General features: G+C 73.2%; 21 protein-coding genes and 1 pseudogene. 21 read left to right on the forward strand and 1 reads right to left on the reverse strand.

The features are described from left to right. Positions 1 to 2: 2 nt before the first annotated feature. The 3 genes from ACZ5NJ_RS35615 (at position 3) to ftsH (ending at position 6195) form a co-directional block, all read left to right on the forward strand. Positions 3 to 2435: a [protein-PII] uridylyltransferase gene (locus ACZ5NJ_RS35615; protein WP_468770614.1), complete on the forward strand. Its 2433-nt coding sequence runs from the start codon at positions 3 to 5 to the stop codon at positions 2433 to 2435. A 124-nt stretch (positions 2436 to 2559) separates the two neighbouring features. Then, on the forward strand, positions 2560 to 4134 hold the full coding sequence (gene ffh, locus ACZ5NJ_RS35620; RefSeq protein WP_468770616.1) for a signal recognition particle protein: 1575 nt from the start codon (positions 2560 to 2562) through the stop codon (positions 4132 to 4134). A 129-nt stretch (positions 4135 to 4263) separates the two neighbouring features. After that, complete coding sequence (ftsH, locus tag ACZ5NJ_RS35625; RefSeq protein WP_468770618.1) at positions 4264 to 6195, forward strand: ATP-dependent zinc metalloprotease FtsH; 1932 nt, start codon at positions 4264 to 4266, stop codon at positions 6193 to 6195. Positions 6196 to 6216: 21 nt separating this feature from the next. Here the strand turns inward: ftsH and ACZ5NJ_RS35630 are convergent, their stop codons facing one another. Next, a complete protein-coding gene (locus ACZ5NJ_RS35630) occupies positions 6217 to 6924 on the reverse strand; it encodes a methyltransferase type 11 (protein WP_468770619.1) in 708 nt (235 codons plus the stop codon). Positions 6925 to 7055: 131 nt separating this feature from the next. Between ACZ5NJ_RS35630 and proS the strand changes: the two genes are divergently transcribed. The 18 genes and pseudogenes from proS to ACZ5NJ_RS35720 all read left to right on the forward strand — a co-directional run bounded on the left by proS (position 7056) and on the right by ACZ5NJ_RS35720 (position 21425). Next, positions 7056 to 8468 (forward strand): proline--tRNA ligase, encoded by a 1413-nt coding sequence (gene proS, locus ACZ5NJ_RS35635; protein WP_468770620.1) that lies wholly within the window; start codon positions 7056 to 7058, stop codon positions 8466 to 8468. Positions 8469 to 8670: 202 nt separating this feature from the next. Then, on the forward strand, positions 8671 to 9267 hold the full coding sequence (locus ACZ5NJ_RS35640) for a hypothetical protein (RefSeq protein WP_366455174.1): 597 nt from the start codon (positions 8671 to 8673) through the stop codon (positions 9265 to 9267). 201 nt (positions 9268 to 9468) lie between these two features. Then, on the forward strand, positions 9469 to 9906 hold the full coding sequence (rpsP, locus tag ACZ5NJ_RS35645; RefSeq protein ID WP_042810018.1) for a 30S ribosomal protein S16: 438 nt from the start codon (positions 9469 to 9471) through the stop codon (positions 9904 to 9906). Positions 9907 to 9908: 2 nt separating this feature from the next. After that, positions 9909 to 10148, forward strand: coding sequence for an RNA-binding protein (locus ACZ5NJ_RS35650; protein ID WP_042810017.1), 240 nt, complete (start codon positions 9909 to 9911; stop codon positions 10146 to 10148). Between the two features lie 78 nt (positions 10149 to 10226). After that, positions 10227 to 10817 (forward strand): ribosome maturation factor RimM, encoded by a 591-nt coding sequence (rimM, locus tag ACZ5NJ_RS35655; protein WP_468770622.1) that lies wholly within the window; start codon positions 10227 to 10229, stop codon positions 10815 to 10817. Continuing rightward, on the forward strand, positions 10817 to 11638 hold the full coding sequence (trmD, locus tag ACZ5NJ_RS35660; RefSeq protein ID WP_468770623.1) for a tRNA (guanosine(37)-N1)-methyltransferase TrmD: 822 nt from the start codon (positions 10817 to 10819) through the stop codon (positions 11636 to 11638). Before rimM ends, trmD begins: the two co-directional genes overlap by 1 nt. A gap of 133 nt (positions 11639 to 11771) precedes the next feature. Further along, positions 11772 to 12122, forward strand: a complete 351-nt coding sequence (gene rplS / locus ACZ5NJ_RS35665) for a 50S ribosomal protein L19 (RefSeq protein ID WP_384999317.1) — start codon at positions 11772 to 11774, stop codon at positions 12120 to 12122. A 44-nt stretch (positions 12123 to 12166) separates the two neighbouring features. Further along, positions 12167 to 12913, forward strand: a complete 747-nt coding sequence (gene lepB / locus ACZ5NJ_RS35670) for a signal peptidase I (protein WP_468770625.1) — start codon at positions 12167 to 12169, stop codon at positions 12911 to 12913. Next, positions 12906 to 13861: pseudogene (gene lepB / locus ACZ5NJ_RS35675) on the forward strand (signal peptidase I); the annotation flags it as partial. The gene lepB (ACZ5NJ_RS35670) and the pseudogene lepB (ACZ5NJ_RS35675), both read left to right, overlap by 8 nt. Then, a complete protein-coding gene (gene lepB / locus ACZ5NJ_RS35680; protein WP_468770627.1) occupies positions 13833 to 14729 on the forward strand; it encodes a signal peptidase I in 897 nt (298 codons plus the stop codon). The pseudogene lepB (ACZ5NJ_RS35675) and the gene lepB (ACZ5NJ_RS35680), both read left to right, overlap by 29 nt. Positions 14730 to 14789: 60 nt before the next feature. Then, entirely contained in the window at positions 14790 to 15551 is a 762-nt protein-coding gene (lepB, locus tag ACZ5NJ_RS35685; RefSeq protein WP_468770629.1) for a signal peptidase I, read from the forward strand. Next, the gene (locus tag ACZ5NJ_RS35690) at positions 15541 to 16044 is read left to right on the forward strand and encodes an NUDIX hydrolase (RefSeq protein WP_468770631.1); all 504 of its coding nucleotides are present in this window, start codon (positions 15541 to 15543) and stop codon (positions 16042 to 16044) included. Before lepB (ACZ5NJ_RS35685) ends, ACZ5NJ_RS35690 begins: the two co-directional genes overlap by 11 nt. A 55-nt stretch (positions 16045 to 16099) precedes the next feature. Then, on the forward strand, positions 16100 to 16408 hold the full coding sequence (locus ACZ5NJ_RS35695; RefSeq protein WP_468770632.1) for a DUF2469 domain-containing protein: 309 nt from the start codon (positions 16100 to 16102) through the stop codon (positions 16406 to 16408). A gap of 153 nt (positions 16409 to 16561) precedes the next feature. Next, positions 16562 to 16933, forward strand: coding sequence for a YraN family protein (locus ACZ5NJ_RS35700; RefSeq protein WP_468770634.1), 372 nt, complete (start codon positions 16562 to 16564; stop codon positions 16931 to 16933). After that, positions 16933 to 18555, forward strand: a complete 1623-nt coding sequence (locus ACZ5NJ_RS35705) for a YifB family Mg chelatase-like AAA ATPase (protein ID WP_468770636.1) — start codon at positions 16933 to 16935, stop codon at positions 18553 to 18555. The genes ACZ5NJ_RS35700 and ACZ5NJ_RS35705 overlap by 1 nt, the downstream gene beginning before the upstream one ends. Next, positions 18552 to 19709, forward strand: coding sequence for a DNA-processing protein DprA (dprA, locus tag ACZ5NJ_RS35710; protein WP_468770638.1), 1158 nt, complete (start codon positions 18552 to 18554; stop codon positions 19707 to 19709). Before ACZ5NJ_RS35705 ends, dprA begins: the two co-directional genes overlap by 4 nt. 239 nt (positions 19710 to 19948) lie before the next feature. After that, entirely contained in the window at positions 19949 to 20785 is an 837-nt protein-coding gene (whiG, locus tag ACZ5NJ_RS35715; protein WP_403905396.1) for an RNA polymerase sigma factor WhiG, read from the forward strand. Positions 20786 to 20867: 82 nt separating this feature from the next. Beyond that, positions 20868 to 21425 carry a TetR/AcrR family transcriptional regulator gene (locus ACZ5NJ_RS35720; protein ID WP_468770645.1) on the forward strand — a complete coding sequence of 186 codons (558 nt, stop codon included), beginning with the start codon at positions 20868 to 20870 and terminating at the stop codon, positions 21423 to 21425. The last annotated feature ends 150 nt before the right edge of the window (positions 21426 to 21575 follow it).

Raw genomic sequence — 21575 nt, forward strand, 5'->3', positions numbered from 1 at the left:
CGGTGACGAGCGTCGAAGCGACCGCGCAGGACCCCACCGGCCCGGAACCCGGCGGATACGCCGAGGCCCGGCTGCGACTCCTCCAGGAGGAGCCGCGGTCCGGGCCGTCCCGGCGTTCCGCCCTCTCCGCCCTGACCGACCGGTGGCTCACCGGCCTGTTCGCGACCGCAGCGCAGGACACCGGCGTACGCGGCGCGGCCCTCGTCGCCGTCGGCGGCTACGGACGCGGGGAACTCTCCCCCCGCAGCGACCTGGACCTGCTGCTGCTCCACGACGGCAAGGCCCGCACCCAGGCCCTCGGCGCCCTCGCCGACCGCCTCTGGTACCCCGTCTGGGACACCGGGGTCGCCCTCGACCACTCCGTGCGCACGCCCGCCGAAGCCCGCAAGGTCGCCGCCGAGGACCTCAAGGCCCACCTCGGGCTGCTCGACGCCCGGCTCGTCGCGGGCGACGCCGGACTCCTCGCCGGACTGCGCACCTCGGTGCTCGCCGACTGGCGCAACCAGGCCCCCAAACGGCTGCCCGAGCTGCACGCCCTGTGCCGGGAGCGCGCCGAACGGGCCGGGGAGCTGCGGTTCCTGCTGGAACCCGACCTCAAGGAGGCGCGCGGCGGGATCCGGGACGCCACCGCCCTGCGCGCCGTCGCCGCGTCCTGGCTGGCCGACGCCCCGCGCGAGGGCCTCGACGGGGCCCGGCGCCGGCTGCTGGACGCGCGGGACGCGCTGCACCTGGTCACCGGCCGGGCCACCGACCGCCTCTCCCTCCAGGAGCAGGCCCAGGTCGCCGCCCGGCTGGGGCTGCTCGACGCGGACGCGCTGCTGCGCGAGGTGTACGAGGCCGCCCGGGTGGTCGCCTACGCGGGCGACGTCACCTGGCGGGAGGTCGGACGGGTCCTGCGGGCCCGCGCCGCCCGGCCCAGGCTGCGGGGGCTGCTGGGCACCCGGGGCGCGGCCGCCGCCGCCGAGCGGGCGCCGCTGGCCGAGGGGGTGGTGGAGGCCGAGGGGGAGGCCGTACTGGCGCTCGCCGCCCGGCCGGAACGGGACCCCGTGCTGCCCCTGCGGCTGGGGGCCGCCGCCGCGCAGGCCGGGCTGCCCGTCTCGCTGCACGCCGTACGCCGGCTCGCCGCGCAGGGCCGGCCGCTGCCCGTGCCGTGGCCGGCCGAGGCGCGGGAGCAGCTGCTGACCCTGCTGGGCGCGGGGGAGCCGATGGTGGCCGTGTGGGAGGCGCTGGAGGCCGAGGGGCTGATCAGCAGGCTGCTGCCCGACTGGGAGCGGGTGCGCTGTCGGCCCCAGCACAACCCCGTGCACACCTGGACCGTGGACCGGCACCTGATCGAGACGGCCGTACGGGCCTCCGCGCTGACCCGCCGGGTCGGCCGGCCCGACCTGCTGCTGATGGCGGCCCTGCTGCACGACATCGGCAAGGGCTGGCCCGGCGACCACTCCGTCGTCGGCGAGACCATCGCCCGCGACATGGCCGCCCGGGTCGGCTTCGACGCCGAGGACACCGCCGTGCTGGGCACCCTCGTACGCCACCACCTGCTGCTGGTGGACACCGCGACCCGGCGGGACCTGGACGACCCGGCGACCATCACCGCGGTGGCCCGGGCCGTCGGCTCCACCGGCACCCTGGAGATCCTCCACGCCCTCACCGAGGCCGACGCCCTGGCCACCGGGCCCGCGGCCTGGAGCACCTGGCGCGGCTCCCTGGTGGCCGACCTGGTGCGGCGCGTCGCCGCCGTGCTGAGCGGGGCCCCGCCCGCCGACCCCGAACCGGAACGGCCCACCGCCGAGCAGGAGCGCCTGGCCCTGGAGGCACTGCGCACCGGGGAGCCGGTCCTCGCGCTGCACACCCGGCAGGAGGAGGACGACGCCGTCGGGGTCGAGCTGGTCGTGGCCGTCCCGGACCAGCCCGGGGTGCTCCCGGCGGTGTCCGGGGTGCTGGCGCTGCACCGGCTCACGGTGCGGGCGGCGGACCTGCGGTTCCTGGAGCTGCCGGACCACCTGGGCGAGGTGCTGGTGCTGCGGTGGCGGGTGGCCGCCCAGTACGGGGCGCTGCCGGAGGCGGCCCGGCTGCGCACGGATCTGGTGCGGGCGCTGGACGGCTTGCTCGACGTCCCCGCGAAGCTGGCCGACCGCGAGGCGGCGTACCCGCGCCGGCGGGGGGTCGTCCCCCCGCCACCCCGCGTCACGGTGGTCCCCGACGTCTCGCCGCTGGCCACCGTCCTGGAGGTCCGCGCGCCGGACGCCGTCGGTCTTCTGCACCGGATCGGGCGCGCCCTGGAGTCGGCGGGGGTCCGGGTCCGCAGCGCCCACGTCTCCACCCTGGGGGCGAACGCGGTGGACACGGTCTACGTCGTCGACCCCGACGGAAAACCCCTGCCGCCGCCGGCGGCCGCCACCGTCGCCGCCCGGATCCAGTCGGCCCTGACGTAGCCGCCGCGCGGGGCGGGGAGACGGGTTCGCGCAGCGGGCCCGTGACCCCGCCCCCGGGGAGCGGCGGGGCCGGATACCCTGGGGGGCGACCATCACGCCCCCGACCCGAGGAATCGCGACCACCGTGTTCGATACGCTTTCCGACCGCCTCAGCGCGACCTTCAAGTCCCTCCGGGGCAAAGGCCGCCTCTCCGAGCAGGACATCGACGCTGCGGCGCGGGAAATCCGTATCGCCCTCCTTGAGGCCGACGTCGCCCTCCCCGTGGTCCGCTCCTTCATCGCGAACGTCAAGGAACGGGCCCGCGGCGAGGAGGTCAGCAAGGCGCTGAACCCCGGCCAGCAGGTCCTGAAGATCGTCAACGACGAGCTGGTCTCCATCCTCGGCGGCGAGACCCGCCGCCTCCGGTTCGCCAAGACCGCGCCGACCGTGATCATGCTGGCCGGTCTCCAGGGTGCCGGTAAGACCACCCTCGCCGGAAAGCTCGGCCTCTGGCTCAAGGGCCAGGGCCACTCCCCGCTCCTCGTCGCCTGCGACCTCCAGCGCCCCAACGCCGTCAACCAGCTCAGCGTGGTCGCCGAGCGCGCCGGCGTGGCCGTCTACGCGCCCGCCCCCGGCAACGGCGTCGGCGACCCGGTCCAGGTGGCGAAGGACTCGATCGAGTACGCCCGCACCAAGCAGTACGACATCGTCATCGTCGACACCGCCGGCCGCCTCGGCATCGACGCCGAGCTGATGCAGCAGGCCGCGGACATCCGCGACGCCGTCAGCCCCGACGAGATCCTCTTCGTCGTCGACGCCATGATCGGCCAGGACGCGGTCAACACCGCGGAGGCCTTCCGCGACGGCGTCGGCTTCGACGGCGTGGTGCTCTCCAAGCTCGACGGCGACGCCCGCGGCGGTGCCGCGCTCTCCATCGCGCACGTCACCGGCAAGCAGATCATGTTCGCCTCGAACGGCGAGAAGCTCGACGACTTCGACGCCTTCCACCCGGACCGCATGGCGGGCCGGATCCTCGACATGGGTGACATGCTCACCCTCATCGAGCAGGCCGAGAAGACCTTCTCGCAGGCCGAGGCCGAGAAGATGGCGGCCAAGCTCGCCAAGGGCCCCAAGGAGTTCACGCTCGACGACTTCCTGGCCCAGATGGAGCAGGTCCGCAAGATGGGCTCCATCTCCAAGCTCCTCGGCATGCTGCCGGGCATGGGCCAGATCAAGGAACAGATCAACAACATCGACGAGCGCGACGTGGACCGCACCGCCGCGATCATCAAGTCGATGACCCCGGCCGAGCGCCAGGACCCGACGATCATCAACGGCTCCCGCCGCGCCCGTATCGCCAAGGGCTCCGGCGTCGAGGTCAGCGCGGTCAAGAACCTCGTCGAGCGCTTCTTCGACGCCCGCAAGATGATGTCCCGCATGGCCCAGGGCGGCGGCATGCCCGGCATGCCCGGCATCCCGGGGATGGGCGGCGGCCCCGGCCGGCAGAAGAAGCAGGTCAAGCAGGCCAAGGGCAAGCGCAAGAGCGGCAACCCGATGAAGCGCAAGGAAGAGGAGGCCGCGGCGGCGGCCCGGCGCGAGCAGGGTCCCCAGCCCGGCCTCCCCGCCGCCGGCGGCAACCCGTTCGGCCTCCCGGCAGGCGGCGGCCAGCCCGGCCAGGACTTCGACCTGCCGGACGAGTTCAAGAAGTTCATGAAGTAGCCGTCGTGAAGCAGCGGCCGCACCGCGAAGGCCCCGTCGTGCACGCACGGCGGGGCCTTCCGCTGCGCGGGCAAGGGCTCGGTTTGTCCCTTATGGTCGGCCGGGAGGACGGCATAAGGAGGCGCCCCCGTGCCCAGCCCCACCCCCGTACCGCCGCGCGACCGGGCCGACACCCCCTGGCGCTCCGAGGGCGCCCCGCCCAGCCCCCCGCCCCGCAGGAAGCCGCCCGGCGGCTGGCGCGGGCTGATCCTCGCCGCCCTGATCGTCTACCTGATCACCAACGTCGTGCTGTCCTTCTTCAACGAGGGCGACGGGCCGACCGTCTCGTACACCGAGTTCAGCAAACAGGTCGCCGACGGCAACGTCGAGAAGATCTACTCCAAGGGCGACGCCATCCAGGGCGAGCTCAAGAACAAGCAGCCCGTCCCCGGCGGCCACGGCGACTACCGCAAGTTCGTCACCCAGCGCCCCGCCTTCGCCGATGACCAGCTGTGGACCGGACTCACCTCCAAGGGCGTCACCGTCACCGCCTCCCCGGTCGTCGAACAGCGCAGCTTCCTCGCCAACCTGCTGATCTCCCTCGCCCCGATGCTGCTGATCGTGGCCCTGTGGCTGCTCATCGCCCGTCGGATGGGCTCCGCCCTGGGCGGGGCCGCCGGGTTCGGCCGCAAGGCTCCGCCCAAACCCGTCGAACTGGAGGGCGCCAAGCGCACCACCTTCGACGACGTGGCCGGCATCGACGAGGTCGAGGGCGAGCTCAGCGACGTCGTGGACTTCCTGAAGAACCCCGAGCAGTACCGCCGGCTGGGCGCCCGCATGCCCGGCGGCGTCCTGCTCGCCGGGGCGCCCGGAACCGGCAAGACCCTGCTCGCCCGCGCCGTCGCGGGCGAGGCCGGGGTGCCGTTCTTCTCGGCGTCCGCCTCCGAGTTCATCGAGATGATCGTCGGCGTCGGCGCCTCCCGGGTGCGCGAGCTCTTCACCGAGGCCCGCAAGGTGGCCCCGGCGATCATCTTCATCGACGAGATCGACACCATCGGGCGGGTCCGCGGCGGCTCCGCCGCCATGGGCGGCCACGACGAGCGCGAGCAGACCCTCAACCAGATCCTCACCGAGATGGACGGCTTCTCCGGCTCCGAAGGCGTCGTCGTCCTCGCCGCCACCAACCGCGCCGACGTCCTCGACCCCGCCCTGACCCGCCCCGGCCGCTTCGACCGCACGGTCGCCGTCTCCCCGCCCGACAAGGCGGGCCGCGAGGCCATCCTGCGCATCCACACCCGCGACATCCCCCTCGCGGCCGGCGTGGACCTGGCCCAGGTGGCCCGAACGACCCCCGGCATGACCGGCGCCGAACTCGCCAACCTCGCCAACGAGGCCGCCCTGCTGGCCGTCAAGCGCCGACAGGACGCGGTCACCCAGGCCGACCTCTCCGACGCCCTGGAGAAGGTCCAGCTGGGCGCCGAGCGCCCCCTCGTGATGCCGCAGGAGGAGCGCCGCCGCACGGCCTACCACGAGAGCGGCCACGCCCTGCTCGGCATGCTCCAGCCGGGCGCCGACCCCGTACGCAAGATCACCATCGTGCCCCGCGGCCGCGCGCTCGGCGTCACCCTCTCCACCCCCGACGCGGACCGCTACGCCTACACCGAGCCCTACCTGCGCGGCCGCATCATCGGCGCGCTCGGGGGCATGGCCGCCGAACACGTCGTCTACGACGTGATCACCACGGGCGCCGAGAGCGACCTCGAACAGGTCACCAACATCGTCCGCGGGATGGTCGGCCGCTGGGGCATGAGCGAGCGCGTCGGCCGGCTGACCGCCATCCCGTCCGACGGCCAGGGCCCGTACGGCCTGACCGCCGCCCCCGCCACCCTCGACGCCGTGGACCACGAGATGCGCCGGATCGTCGACGAGTGCTACGAGGAGGCCTGCCGCCTGCTCGTCGAGCACCGTCCGAAACTCGACGCCCTGGCGGAGGCCCTCCTCGCCGCCGAGACCCTGGACGAGCACGCGGCGTACGAGGCGGCCGGCGTCCCCCGCCTCGCCAAGGACCACGGCACGCGGTGAGCGCCGGCGCGCGGCGCGGCGCTACGCCACCCGGGCGATGACGTACCGGAGGATGTTCGGCAGCCAGACGGCGCCGTCGGCCCGCTCGTACGGGTGAAGGGCCTCCGCGAGCTCCTTCTCCGCCAGCGCCGGGTCCGCCGCCCCGCACGGCCCCGACCCGGTCCCGGCGACGGGGTACAGCCCGGTCGACAGCAGCCCCCGTACGGCGCTGTCCGCGTCGGCGTACCCGAACGGGCAGAACACCCGCCCCGACCCGTCCGGCACCAGCCCGGCGCCCTCCGCCACCGCGTCCAGGTCCCGCACCACCGGCCCGCCGCCCAGCACCGCCGGCACCGTGCACCGCTCCGCCGGCCCCCAGCCGGCCAGCACCACCGCACCGCCCCGCCGCACCGACGGCAGGGCCGCCGCCAGGGCATCCGGGCCGGGCTCGAAGGCCAGCAGCACGTCGTAGGGGCGGGCCGCGGGCACCGGGGGAGCGGCCACCACCTCCAGCAGCCGCTCCCGGGCCAGCGCCCGCCGGGCCGGGTCCGCCTCCACGCCCGTGGCGGCGGCGCCCCGCCCGGCGGCCAGCAGCAGGGGCAGCCCGGCCCCGCAGTCGAGGCCCAGCAGCCGGGTGCCCGGCCCGACCTCCAGCCGGTCGTAGACCGCCTCGTACAGCGGTACCAGCATCCGTTCCTGGATCTCCGCCCAGTCCCGGGCGACGAGCGTCGCCGTCGGCGTCGGTGTCATCGAAAGAGCGCTCCTGATTCCGTCTCGCCCCCTTGCCCCCGTTGCCAGAGAACTCCCCATCGGCCCCCGCGTCCAGAGGAGTGCGCCACCCGATTCACGCATCCGGGGCCCGGCGCCGTACCATTCGCGCCATGGCAAAGGCACCCGTTCTCACCCCGCAGGCGGAGGATTTCCCCCGCTGGTACCAGGATCTGATCAACAAGGCCGAGCTGGCCGACAACGGTCCGGTCCGCGGCACCATGGTCATCCGGCCGTACGGCTACGGCCTGTGGGAGCGGATGCAGCAGGAGATGGACGCCCGCATCAAGGACGCGGGTGCCCAGAACGCCTACTTCCCGCTGTTCATCCCGCAGTCGTACCTGACCAGGGAGGCCGAGCACGTCGAGGGCTTCGCCCCCGAGCTCGCGGTCGTCACGCACGGCGGCGGCAAGGAGCTGGAAGAGCCGGTCGTCGTCCGGCCCACCTCCGAGACGATCATCAACGACTACTTCTCCAAGTGGGTCCAGAGCTACCGCGACCTGCCCCTCCTGATCAACCAGTGGGCCAACGTCGTCCGCTGGGAGATGCGCCCCCGCGTGTTCCTCCGTACGAGCGAGTTCCTCTGGCAGGAGGGCCACACCGCCCACGCCACGTACGAGGACGCCCGCGACTACGCCGCGCACATCCACCGGAACGTGTACGGCGACTTCATGACCAACGTGCTCGGCATCGACGTCGTGCTCGGCCGCAAGACCCCCAAGGAGCGCTTCGCCGGCGCCATCAACACCCTCACCCTCGAGGGCATGATGGGCGACGGCAAGGCCCTCCAGATGGGCACGAGCCACGAGCTCGGCACCAACTTCGCCAAGGCCTTCAACACCTCCTACCTCTCCAAGGAGGGGCAGCAGGAGCTGGTCTGGCAGACCTCGTGGGGCGTTTCCACCCGTATGGTCGGCGGTCTGATCATGTCCCACGGCGACGACAACGGCCTGCGCGTCCCGCCGCGCCTGGCGCACGTCCAGGTCGTCGTCATGGCGATCAAGGGCGACGAGGCCGTGGCCAAGGTCCGCGAGCTCGGTGCGCAGCTGAAGGCGGCCGGCCTGCGCGTCCACGTGGACGACCGCGTCGACACCCCCTTCGGCCGCCGCGCCGTGGACTGGGAGCTCAAGGGCGTACCGGTCCGCATCGAGATCGGCCCCCGCGACCTGGAGAACGGCACGGCCATGCTGGCCCGCCGGATCCCCGGCGGGAAGGAGCCGGTGCGGATCGACGCGCTGGCCGACCTGCTGCCCAAGGTGCTCGACGAGGACCAGGCCCAGCTGCTGCGCGAGTCCCGCGAGCGCCGCATCTCCCGTACGACCGACGTGGCCACCATCGAGGAGGCCGCCGAGGCCGCCCTCGCCGGCGGCTGGGCGCGGATCCCGTGGAGCGTCCTGGGCCCGGAGGGCGAGGCCAAGCTCGGCGAGCAGGCCGTGACCGTCCGCTGCCTGATCGCCGAGGACGGGTCCGTTCCGGAGGCGGACGACGCCCCCGGTACGCTCGCGATCGTCGCGCGCTCCTACTGAGTTCCCCTTCCACGCCCCCGGCGCGCGGTTTCGGCCGCATGCCGGGGGCTGGTTTTTTCGGTCGGCGTTACGTACCGACTCCTCCTGGGATCGGCGCACCCGTCCTCGTCGGGACGCATGAGACTGAACTGACTGGTACGTGCAAAAAATTTGGAATGGCCCGGAATCGGAACACCGGGGCACCCCGGCTCGTTGTCACGACGTGAGCACGACACCACCTGTTCTCGCCGCAGAGCTGGCGCAGGCGTGGGCCGACATTCAGCGGTACCACCCCGAGCTGCCTGACCTTGCCGCGCCCGAGTCCCTGATCGGAGAGTCCTCGTCCGCCTGTGGCGCCGAGCTCTCCTTCGAGCGACTGCTGCACGAGGCAGTCCACGGCATCGCGGCCGCCCGCGGGGTCCGTGACACCTCGCGAGCGGGCCGCTACCACAACCGCAGATTCCTCGCGATCGCCGAGGAGATGGGGCTGGACCACTCCGAGGAGCCGCACGCCAGCAGCGGGTTCTCCCTGGTCTTCCTCAACCCCGAGGCCAAGAAGCGCTACCGGCCCACCATCGAGCGGCTCCAGCGCGCCCTCAAGGCGCACACGGCCGCCACGGCCGCCGACACCAAGCGCAGCTTCCGCGGACCGGCCGCGCGGCACGGCTCCTCCGGCGGCGGCGTACGCGTCAAGGCGGTCTGCGACTGCGGCCGCAACGTGCGGGTGGTCCCCTCCGTGCTGGCGCAGGCGCCGATCGTGTGCGGCGGCTGCATGAAGCCGTTCCGCATCCCCGAGGTCGCCACCGCGGCGGCGTCCTGACGTCGCGCCTCCGGCGGGCGGAGTGATGATCCTCCCCGCTCGGAGGTGCTGCGGGCATGTGGCACAATGGGCAGCTGTACTCGACAGTCGCATAGGACCCCTCTCTCCTCCGGCTGACGCGTCCATCGGGCACCCGAGTACCGCAACCCCACGTGGCATCTCAAGTGCCCAACCACGTCAAGTTCAGGAGACACCACTCCAGTGGCAGTCAAGATCAAGCTCAAGCGCCTCGGTAAGATCCGCTCCCCTCACTACCGCATCGTCGTCGCCGACGCCCGCACCCGCCGGGACGGCCGCGCGATCGAGGAGATCGGCATCTACCAGCCGACGTACAACCCCTCGCGCATCGAGGTCAACGCCGAGCGCGCGCAGTACTGGCTCTCCGTGGGCGCCCAGCCCACCGACGCCGTTCTCGCCATCCTGAAGCTCACCGGTGACTGGCAGGCGCACAAGGGCCTCCCGGCCCCCGCGCCGCTGCTGCAGCCGGCGACGAAGGAAGACAAGCGTCGCTCCTTCGACGAGTTCGCCAAGGCCCTTGAGGGCATCGGCGAGGCCAAGGGCGAGGCCATCACGCAGAAGAAGAAGGCCGACAAGAAGGCGGACGAGGCTGACGCCGCCGCCGAGTCGACCGAGGCCTGAGCATGCTCGAGGAGGCTCTTGAGCACCTCGTAAAGGGCATTGTGGACAACCCCGACGACGTGCAGGTCGCCTCGCGCAACCTGCGCCGCGGACAGGTGCTTGAGGTTCGGGTGCACCCCGAGGACCTCGGGAAGGTGATCGGCCGCAACGGCCGCACCGCACGTGCACTGCGTACCGTCGTGGGCGCCATCGGCGGGCGGGGGATCCGCGTCGACCTCGTCGACGTGGACCAGGTCCGCTGAGCAGTTGAATCACCGGCACGGGCCGGGGAGGGCATACGTGCCCGCCCCGGCCCGTCGTCGTCTGAACAGGAGAGAGTTGTGGAGCTGGTAGTCGCGCGGGTCGGCCGCGCCCACGGGATCAAGGGTGAGGTCACCGTCGAGGTGCGGACCGACGAGCCGGAGCTGCGACTCTCGCCCGGCGCGGTCCTCCGCACCGACCCGGCGTCGGCGGGCCCGCTGACCATCGAGACGGGCCGGGTGCACAGCGGCCGGCTCATGCTGCGGTTCGCGGGGGTCAAGGACCGCACCGCCGCCGAGGCGCTGCGCAACATCCTCCTCATCGCGGACGTGGACCCCACGGAGCTGCCCGAGGAGGAGGACGAGTACTACGACCACCAGCTGATGGACCTGGACGTGGTGCTGGAGGACGGCACCGAGATCGGCCGGATCACCGAGATCTCCCACCTGCCCTCGCAGGACCTGTTCATCGTCGAGCGTCCGGACGGCTCGGAGGTCATGATCCCCTTCGTGGAGGAGATCGTCGCCGAGATCGACCTGGAGGAGCAGCGCTGCGTCATCACCCCGCCGCCGGGGCTGATCGACGACCAGGCCGAGATCGCCTCCGCGCGTGACGCCGAGGCCGCGGCCGGGGCCGGGGCCGGGGACGCCGAGGCCGGGGACGACGCCTGATGCGGCTCGACGTCGTCACGATCTTCCCCGAGTACCTGGAGCCCCTGAACGTCTCCCTCGTCGGCAAGGCGCGGGCCCGCGGGCAGCTGGACGTGCACGTGCACGACCTGCGGGACTGGACGTACGACCGGCACAACACGGTCGACGACACCCCGTACGGGGGCGGCCCCGGCATGGTCATGAAGACCGAGCCGTGGGGCGAGGCCCTGGACGCGTCCCTGGCCGACGGCTACGAGTCCGGCGCGCACGGCCCCGTCATGGTCGTCCCCACCCCCAGCGGCCGGCCCTTCACGCAGGAACTGGCCGTCGAGCTCTCCGAGCGCCCGTGGCTGATCTTCACGCCGGCCCGGTACGAGGGCATCGACCGCCGCGTCATGGACGAGTACGCCACGCGCATGCCGGTCTACGAGGTCTCCATCGGCGACTACGTGCTGGCGGGCGGCGAGGCGGCCGTCCTGGTCGTCACCGAGGCCGTGGCCCGGCTGCTGCCCGGGGTGCTCGGCAACGCCGAATCCCACCGCGACGACTCGTTCGCCCCCGGGGAGATGGCCAACCTGCTGGAGGGCCCCGTCTACACCAAGCCCCCGCAGTGGCGCGGGCGGGAGATCCCCGAGGTGCTGCTCAGCGGCCACCACGGGAAGATCGCCCGCTGGCGCCGGGACGAGGCGTTCCGCCGCACCGCGCGGAACCGCCCCGACCTGATCGAGCGCTGCGAGGCCTCCGCCTTCGACAAGAAGGACCGCGAGATCCTGAGCATCCTGGGCTGGAAACCGTCCGGAGACGGCCGATTTTGGCGCAGGCCGGAGGTCGTGGAAGAATAGGCGGCTGTTGTGTGCTCGCGTGCGCCCCTGCCACAGGGGGACCGTCGTGCGACGGGTGACACGGCTCTCGAATTCTCTCCGGAAAATCCGCACCGGCGACCTGTGGCGTCGTGCGAAGAAAGCAGACGAACTCATGTCTCACCTGCTCGATGGCGTCAACGCCTCCTCCCTGCGTACGGACGTCCCGGCCTTCCGCCCGGGTGACACGATCAACGTGCACGTCCGCGTGATCGAGGGCAACCGCTCCCGTATCCAGCAGTTCAAGGGTGTTGTCATCCGCCGCCAGGGCTCCGGCGTCTCGGAGACCTTCACGGTCCGCAAGGTCTCCTTCAGCGTCGGCGTGGAGCGTACCTTCCCGGTCCACTCCCCGATCTTCGAGAAGATCGAGCTCGTCACCCGCGGTGACGTGCGTCGCGCCAAGCTGTACTTCCTCCGTGAGCTCCGCGGCAAGGCCGCGAAGATCAAGGAGAAGCGCGACCGCTGATCTCCTCTCCGGGTCCACGGGAAGGCCGGATAGGCTCCACCCCGATGGACACCGAAGCAGAGCTCACACAGCGCGGCCACTCCTCCCCCGAGCAGGGGGAGGGGCGGCCGCGTTCTGCTTTTTCCGGGGCGCGCCGCCTCCTCGGCACCCCCTGGCGGCGGGCCGGGGCGCTGGGCGTGGTCTGCGCGGTCTTCCTTCTGCTGATCAGCAATTTCGTGGTCCAGCCCTTCCTGATCCCGAGCCGCTCCATGGAGCCGACGCTGCGGGTCGGCGACCGGATCCTGGTGGACAAGCTGGCGTACCGTTTCGGCTCCACGCCGCGGCGGGGGGACGTGGTGGTCTTCGACGGCACCGGGTCCTTCGTGCGGGAGCCCGCCCGGGGCAACCCCGTCGGCGACGCCCTGCACGGCGCCGCCTCGGCGCTGGGGCTGGCGGAGCCTTCGGACACCGACTTCGTGAAGCGGGTCGTGGGCGTCGGCGGGGACGACGTGGTCTGCTGCGACGCGGGCGGCCGGATCCGGGTCAACGGGGTCCCCGTCGAGGAGCCGTACCTGTACCCGGGCGACACGCCCTCGGAGGTGCCCTTCCGGATCGTCGTCCCGCTGGGGACCCTGTGGGTCATGGGGGACCACCGTTCCCAGTCGCGTGACTCCCGTGACCACCTGGGGGAGCCCGGCGGGGGGATGGTCCCGGTGGAGAAGGTGATCGGGCGGGCCGACTGGATCGGCTGGCCGGCGTCCCGCTGGGGCTCGCTGCCCGGGACGGCCGCGGCCGGGGGCCCGCATGGGTAGCCGGGGGCGGCCGCCGGAGCCGGCGGAGGGCGGCCGGGCCCAGCGGCGCCGGATGGCGCGCAAGGTGCGGCGGCGCCGTCGCACCCGGCGGGCCGGCGAGCTCCCGCTGCTGGTGGCGGTGGCCCTGTGCATCGCCCTGGTGCTCAAGACCTTCCTGGTCCAGGCGTTCTTCATCCCGTCCGGCTCGATGGAGCAGACGATCCGGATCGGCGACCGGGTGCTGGTGGACAAGCTGACGCCGTGGTTCGGCTCCAAGGTCGAGCGGGGCGACGTCGTCGTCTTCAAGGACCCCGGAGGATGGCTCAAGGGCGAGGCGGCGCGGCCCGCCCGGGACCCGGCCGGCGTGAAGCAGGTCAAACAGACCCTCACCTTCATCGGCCTGCTGCCCTCGGCCGACGAGCAGGACCTGATCAAGCGGGTCATCGGCATCGGCGGCGACACCGTGGCCTGCTGCGACAACCGGGGGCGGGTGACCGTCAACGGCCGTCCGCTCGATGAGCCTTACGTGTCACCCGGGAACTCCCCCTCGGACATCCCCTTCGAGGTGCGCGTACCCGCCGGGCGGCTCTTCGTGATGGGCGACCACCGCGCCAATTCGGCCGATTCCCGCTACCACCTCGACGAGGCGTTCGAGGGCACGATCGACGAGAAGGGCGTGGTGGGACAGGCGGTGGTGATCGCCTGGCCGTTCGGCCACTGGCGCCGGCTGGAACAGCCCGCGACCTTCCTCGACGTTCCGGATCCGGTCCGTTCCGGGCGGCGGCAGCGGCCCGGCCGGCGCCGTCGGGGCACCGCGTTCGCATAGTGTGTTCCCGGTCTCCCGCGCCCTAGGGAACTCCCGCTCGTTAAGGGAGGGGAGGGCCCGTTCCTGTTCCGGCACGGGCGGTGGTTTTCCGAGTGAGGAGTGGATGTGGGGGATGTGGCGGTAGGCGCTCGATCCGGACGCGATGAGGGCGAGGAGCGGCCGGAGGATGCCGTCACGCACGAGACCGACGAGGCGGGCGCCGAGGAGCAGCAGCACCGTTCCTTCTGGAAGGAGCTCCCGCTCCTCATCGGTATCGCCCTGGTGCTGGCCCTGCTGATCAAGACCTTCCTGGTCCAGGCGTTCTCGATCCCGTCCGACTCGATGCAGAACACCCTGCAGCGCGGTGACCGGGTGCTCGTGGACAAGCTGACCCCGTGGTTCGGCTCGGAGCCCGAGCGCGGCGAGGTCGTCGTGTTCCACGACCCCGCGCAGTGGCTGGCGGGGGAGGTCACCCCCGAGCCCAACGTCGTGCAGAAGGTCCTCAGCTGGATCGGCCTGATGCCGTCCGCCGAGGAGAAGGACCTGATCAAGCGGACCATCGCCATCGGCGGGGACACCGTGGAGTGCAAGCAGGGCGGGCCCGTCATCGTCAACGGCAAGCCGCTGGACGAGCCGTACATCTTCCCCGGCAACACCCCCTGCGACGACAAGCCGTTCGGACCGCTCACCGTGCCCAAGGGCAAGATCTGGGTGATGGGCGACCACCGCCAGGACTCCCAGGACTCCCGCTACCACATGCAGGACTCCACCCAGGGCTTCGTGCCGGTCGACGACGTCGTCGGGCGGGCCGTGGTCATCGCCTGGCCGGTGACGCGCTGGGCCACCCTGCCGGTCCCGGACACCTTCGACCAGAAGGGCATCGACAAGCAGCTCCCGGCCCCGCTGCACTCGCCGCAGGCCTCCGGACCCGGCTCGGCCGGGGTCAACCCGGCGGCGCTGGGGCTGGTGGGCGCGGTGCCCCTCGTCCTGTGGCGCCGGCGGAGGCTGACCAAGGGCACTACCGCCCGGTAGGGTGCCGCCCAGGCCGGCCGCCGCCTGGTGGCGGCCATCTCCGGGTATGGGGGCGCACCAATGGGCGGAACTCAGGCAATACGCGCGAGCGGCAGAGCCGGCCGCGGCGGTCTCGGCAACACGTTGTCGGGCATCGCCGTGGCCATCGGCTTCGCGCTCTTCCTCGGCGGCTTCGTCTGGGGGGCGCTGGTGTACCAGCCCTACACGGTGCCGACGAATTCCATGGTCCCCACCGTCCAGCCCGGCGACCGGGTGCTGGCGGAGCGGATCGGCGGCGCGGAGGTGCGCCGCGGCGACGTGGTCGTCTTCAAGGACGCCCAGTGGAGCGACTCGCCGATGGTCAAGCGGGTCGTGGCCGTCGGCGGCGACACCGTCGCCTGCTGCGGCCAGGGCGGCAGGCTGACCGTGAACGGCAAGCCCCTTGAGGAGCCGTACGTCGACCAGGCCGGGCGCGACGCGCTGGCCGCCGGGACGACCTCCTTCGAGGTGACCGTCCCCGAGGGCAACCTCTTCCTGATGGGCGACCGGCGCTCCGGCTCCCTGGACTCGCGGGCGCACCTCCAGGACGCCGGCCAGGGCACCGTGCCCCGCTCGGCGGTGGTGGCCCGCGTCGATGCGCTGGCCTGGCCGAACACGAGGATGCTGGACCGGCCGCAGACCTTCGCCGCCCTTCCCGGCGGGACCTCGCAGGCGGGTCCGCTGCGGCTCCAGGTGGCGGCGGTGGTGGCGGGAGCCGCCCTGGTCGTCCTGGGGGCCGCCTACGGGCCGGTCGCCCGGGTGCTGGGCCGGGGGCGGGCGCGGGGGCGCTCCGGTGGCCGCTGAGCGGGGCGCGGAGCGTCCGCGGAAGGTGTCCCGGGTGATCCTGCTGGACCCCGCGGACCGGATCCTGCTGCTGCACGGCTTCGAGCCGGGCGATCCCCGTGACGACTGGTGGTTCACCCCGGGCGGCGGGCTGGAGGGCGACGAGACCCGTGAGCAGGCCGCGCTGCGCGAGCTCGCGGAGGAGACCGGGATCACCGAGGTGGAGCTCGGTCCCGTGCTGTGGCACCGCTACTGCTCCTTCCCCTTCGACGGCAGGCGCTGGGAGCAGGACGAGTGGTACTTCCTGGCCCGGACCACCCGGACGGAGACCGTGATGGGCGGGCTCACCGAGCTGGAGCGGCGCAGCGTCGCGGGGGCGAGATGGTGGACCTCCGAGGAACTTCTCACGGCCCGTGAGACGGTGTACCCGACCAAGCTCGCCGGGCTGCTGAGGACGCTGCTCGACGACGGTCCCCCGGACGCTCCGGTGGTCCTGCCCCCGGAAATCGTTTAGGGGCGCACGGCGCTGGCGCACAATAGGGGGACGCACGGCTGAAGGGGAACATGCCATGAGCGCCGAGGACCTCGAAAAGTACGAGACCGAGATGGAGCTGAAGCTCTATCGGGAGTACCGCGACGTCGTCGGGCTGTTCAAGTACGTGATCGAGACGGAACGCCGTTTCTACCTCACCAATGACTACGAGATGCAGGTGCACTCGGTCCAGGGGGAGGTGTTCTTCGAGGTCACGATGGCCGACGCCTGGGTCTGGGACATGTACCGGCCCGCCCGCTTCGTCAAGCAGGTGCGGGTGCTGACCTTCAAGGACGTGAACATCGAGGAGCTCAACAAGAGCGACCTCGAACTGCCGGGCGCCTGAGCCGGCCGGACCCGACGGGTCCGACGGGCCCCCGGAGGGGATCCGCCCTCTCACCCGCACGGGTGAGCGCGGTATCCACAACGCCCGGGTTGTCCACCAAGATCCACTCGATGGGCCGGGACGCGGGATCTTCGGTACCGGAGGTGGTGCCGGATGGACGCGAAGGGCGTGGCACGACAGGCATTGGGCCGGTACGGCGAGGAGCTCGCCGTGCGGCGGCTCAGCGAGTCGGGGATGACGGTGATCGCCCGGAACTGGCGGTGCCGGGGCGGGGAGATCGACATCGTCGCGCGGGACGGGGACGCCCTCGTCGTGTGCGAGGTCAAGACGCGCCGGGCCGGGGGCTTCGAGCACCCCATGGCCGCCGTCCGGGCCGGGAAGGCCGACCGGCTGCGCCGGCTGGCCGGGCGCTGGCTCGCCGACCACGGCGGACCGCCGCCGGGCGGGGTGCGCATCGATCTGGTCGGAGTCCTGCTGCCGAGGCGCGGCGCGCCCGTGGTGGAACACGTCAGGGGGGTGGCCTGATGGGGTTCGCGCGGGCCTGCTCGGTGGCCCTGGTGGGCGTCGAGGGCGTGGTGGTGGAGGTCCAGGCCGACCTGGAGCCGGGAGTGGCGGCCTTCACCCTGGTGGGACTGCCCGACAAGACCCTGGTCGAGAGCCGGGACCGGGTCCGGGCGGCGGTGGCGAACTCGGGCGCCCCCTGGCCGCAGAAGAAGCTCACGGTCGGACTCAGCCCGGCCTCCGTACCGAAGTCCGGGGCCCATTTCGACCTGGCCGTGGCGGCGGCCGTCCTGGGGGCCGCCGAGGTGGTCGACCCGGGGGAGATCGCCGACCTCGTGCTCATCGGGGAGCTGGGCCTGGACGGTCGGGTGCGCCCGGTCCGCGGGATCCTGCCGGCCGTGGTCGCCGCGGCCGAGGCCGGGTACCGGCAGGTGGTGGTGCCCGAGCAGTGCGCCGCCGAGGCGTCCCTGGTCCCCGAGGTGTCGGTGCTGGGCGTGCGCAGCCTGCGGCAGCTGATCGCCGTCCTGACCGACGCGCCGGTCCCCGAGGAGGACCCGCCGGACGGGCAGGGCCGCCCGGACCCGATGCTGGCCGGGCTGGTCCTGCCGGGCGCCGGGCTCGGTACGGGCCTGGCCCGGGGTGCGGAGGCCCCGGACTTCCCCGACCTCGCCGACGTGGCCGGCCAGCACGGAGCCCGCCGGGCCCTGGAGGTCGCCGCCTCGGGCGGCCACCACCTCTTCCTCAGCGGGCCCCCGGGCGCCGGCAAGACGATGCTCGCCGAGCGGCTGCCCTGGATCCTGCCGCCGCTCACCCGCCAGGAGTCACTGGAGGTGACGGCCGTCCACTCGGTCGCGGGAATCCTCCCGCCGGGCGAACCGCTGGTCCCGCGGCCCCCGTACTGCGCCCCGCACCACTCGGCGACCATGCAGGCCCTGGTGGGCGGCGGGGCCGGCATCCCCCGTCCCGGGGCGGTCTCCCTGGCCCACCGGGGGGTGCTGTTCCTCGACGAGGCGGCCGAGTTCAGCGCGAAGGTGCTCGACGCCCTGCGCCAGCCCCTCGAATCGGGCCACGTGGTCATCGCCAGGGCCGCCGGGGTGGTGCGGCTGCCCGCCCGTTTCCTGATGGTCCTCGCGGCCAATCCGTGCCCCTGCGGGCGGCACACCCTGGGCGGGGCGGGCTGCGAATGCCCGTCCTCGGTGATCCGGCGCTACCAGGGACGGCTGTCGGGCCCGCTGCTGGACCGGGTCGACCTCAGGGTGGAGGCCGAGCCGGTCACCCGCTCCGACCTGCTGGGCCGGGGAGGCCGGGGTGAAACGACGGCGGCCGTCGCGGAGCGGGTGCGCGAGGCCCGGGAGCGGGCCGCCGCACGGTACGCCGGCACCCCCTGGCGGCTCAACGCGGAGGTGCCCGGGCACGAGCTGCGCACCCGGTGGCCGGCCGGCCCCGGCGCCCTGGCGCAGGCCGAGCGGGAGATGGAGCGCGGGCTGCTCACCGCCCGGGGGCTGGACCGGGTGCTGCGGGTCGCCTGGACCGTGGCCGACCTGCGCGGCCGCGACCGTCCCGAGGTGCTGGACGCGGCCGTCGCGCTGGAGCTGCGCACCGGGATCGCCCGCGGGGCGGTACTGGCCATGGGGGCCGGGTCATGACCGCCGCCGGGCCGCCGGACCCCGCCTTCCTGGCCCGGGCCGCGCTGACCCGGGTCCTGGAGCCGGGGGACGAGCACGGCGGGCGCTGGCTGCGCGAACTCGGCCCCGCCGCCCTGATGGAACTCCTCGGCGGTGCCGCGGCCGACGCGGAGCCCGGGCCGCTGAGCGGCGTGGGCGCCGAGCGGCTCGCCGGGTACCGCAGGCGGGCGGCGCTCGCGGAACCCGGGCACGACCTCGAACGGGCCGCGGCGGCGGGCGTCCGGTTCGTCTGCCCGGGCTCCGCGGAGTGGCCGAGCCAGCTCGACGACCTCGGCGACGCCCGGCCCGTGGGGCTCTGGCTGCGGGGCCGGCCGAACCTGCGGACCTGGGCCCTGCGCTCCGTCGCCGTGGTCGGGGCCCGCGCCTGCACCCCGTACGGGGCCCACATGGCGCAGACCCTGGCCGCCGGGCTCGCCGAGCGGGGCTGGGTGGTGGTGTCCGGAGCGGCGTACGGGATCGACGGCGCCGCCCACCGCGGGGCCCTCGCCTCCGGCGGTGCCACGGCCGCGGTCCTCGCGTGCGGGGTGGACACGGTCTACCCGCGCGGCCACGCCGGACTGCTCGGCCGGATCGCCCGCCAGGGGCTGGTACTGGGCGAACTGCCGCCCGGCAGCCACCCCACCCCCAGCCGGTTCGTCCTGCGCAACCGGGTCATCGCCGCCCTCACCCGCGGCACCGTCGTGGTCGAGGCCGCCCAGCGCAGCGGCTCCCTCGTCACCGCCCGCCGCGCCCAGCGGCTGGGCCGCCTGACGATGGGCGTCCCCGGCCCCGCCACCAGCGGCCTCTCCGCCGGGGTGCACGAGCTGCTGCGGGGCGAGGCCGTCCTGGTCACCGACGCCGCCGAGGTGGTCGAACTCGTCGGCGCCATGGGCGAGCTGGCGCCTGTCCGGCGCGGACCCGTCCTCGCCCGGGACCTGCTGGACCCCGCGGCCGCGCGGGTCCTCGAAGCGCTCCCCGCCGGCCGGCCCGCCGATGTCGAGGAGATCTCCCTCGCCGCGGTCACCGGCACCGATGAAGTCATCGGCAGACTGTACGAACTTCACTCTCTGGGGTTCGTCGAACGGCAGGGCGACGCCTGGCGGTTGACCCGACACGCACCGAAGGGGGAGGCGTAATCCGGAGCCGTCCGGCGAGGCGGTCGTTGACCTGGGGCGTTCCGGTGAAAGAGTGACGGCGATGAGAGACGCGGTCTTTCCCGAGGCGACCGCCCGGGCCGTGCGCGAGGCACCGGTCCCGGGCCGCCCCCGCGAGTGCGGACGCCCCTGTGCCCCTGCGCCATCCCGTACTCTTCGCGCACCGCGACGTCTCCGTCACGCTACGCTCCCAAGGAATCCCGCTCCGGCAAAGGCGAAGCATGCCCCAGCACACCTCAGGGTCCGACCGCGCTTCGGTGCCACCCGCTGCCCGTGGCAGCGTGCGGTCCGCCGAGCCCTCGTCCCTGGAGCTGCTCTGGCGCTCATACAAGGACTCCGGTGACGAACGGCTGCGGGAGCAGCTGATCCTGCACTACTCGCCGCTGGTCAAATACGTGGCGGGCCGGGTCAGCGTCGGTCTCCCGCCCAACGTGGAACAGGCCGACTTCGTCTCCTCCGGGGTCTTCGGACTGATCGACGCCATCGAGAAGTTCGACATCGAGCGGTCCATCAAGTTCGAGACGTACGCGATCACCCGGATTCGCGGCGCCATGATCGACGAGCTGCGGGCGCTGGACTGGATCCCGCGCTCCGTCCGCCAGAAGGCCCGCGCCGTGGAGCGCGCCTACGCCACGCTGGAGGCCCAGCTGCGGCGCACCCCGACCGAGGGCGAGGTCGCGGGGGAGATGGGCATCGGGGTGGAGGAACTGCACACCGTCTTCAGCCAGTTGTCCCTCGCCAACGTGGTCGCCCTGGAGGAGCTGCTGCACGTCGGCGGGGAGGGCGGCGACCGCCTTTCCCTGATGGACACCCTGGAGGACACCGCCGCCGACGACCCGGTGGAGGTGGCCGAGGACCGGGAACTGCGCCGGCTCCTCGCCCGCGCCATCAACACCCTCCCCGAGCGGGAGAAGACCGTGGTGACCCTCTACTACTACGAGGGCCTCACCCTCGCCGAGATCGGCAACGTCCTCGGCGTCACCGAGAGCCGGGTCAGCCAGATCCACACCAAGTCCGTGCTCCAGCTGCGCGCCAAGCTCGCCGACGTCGGCCGCTGAGCCGCCCCCCGGCCGCAAGGGGCCGCCGGAGCTTGCGCACCCTCCGTACAGTGGTGACGTGCCCAGGATTCGAGCGGCCTCCGTGGCCGAGCACCGGTCGATGCAGCGCGGCGCCCTGTTGGACGCGGCGCGTTCCCTGCTGTCGGAAGGCGGGACCGAGGCCCTGACCTTCCCCGCCCTCGCGGAGCGGACCGGCCTCGCCCGGTCCTCCGTGTACGAGTACTTCAAGTCCCGCGCCGCCGTCGTCGAAGAGCTGTGCGCGGTGGACTTCCCCGTCTGGGCCGCCGAGATCGAGGCGGCGATGGAGGCCGCGCAGACACCCGAGGCGAAGGTCGAGGCGTACGTGCGCAGCCAGCTGGAGCTGGTGGGCGACCGCCGGCACCGCGCGGTGGTGGCGATCTCCGCCGGCGAGCTGGACGCAGGCGCGCGGGAGATGATCCGCGCCGCGCACGGCGGCCTGGTCGCGATGATCGTCGAGGCGCTGGAGGCCCTCGGCCGCCCGGAGCCCCGGCTGTCCGCGATGCTGCTCCAGGGCGTCGTGGACGCCGCGGCGCGCCGGATCGAGCTGGGCGCCGCCGAGGACCCCGCCGTGATCACCGCCACCGCCGTCACGATGGCCCTGCGCGGCATCGGCGGCTAGGCCGTCTCTTCCGGATCTTGCCTGGCCCGCGCCGCCCGGCACCGCACCTCGCCGCCTTGGCGGGGCGCCAAGTACGTCCAGTACGGCGGCGCCCCGCCAAGGCGCCGATGCACGGCACCTGGGGGCACCTCCCAGCGGTAGCTGGGGGAA

It is taken from the genome of Streptomyces sp. NPDC032091 (genome assembly GCF_055580265.1).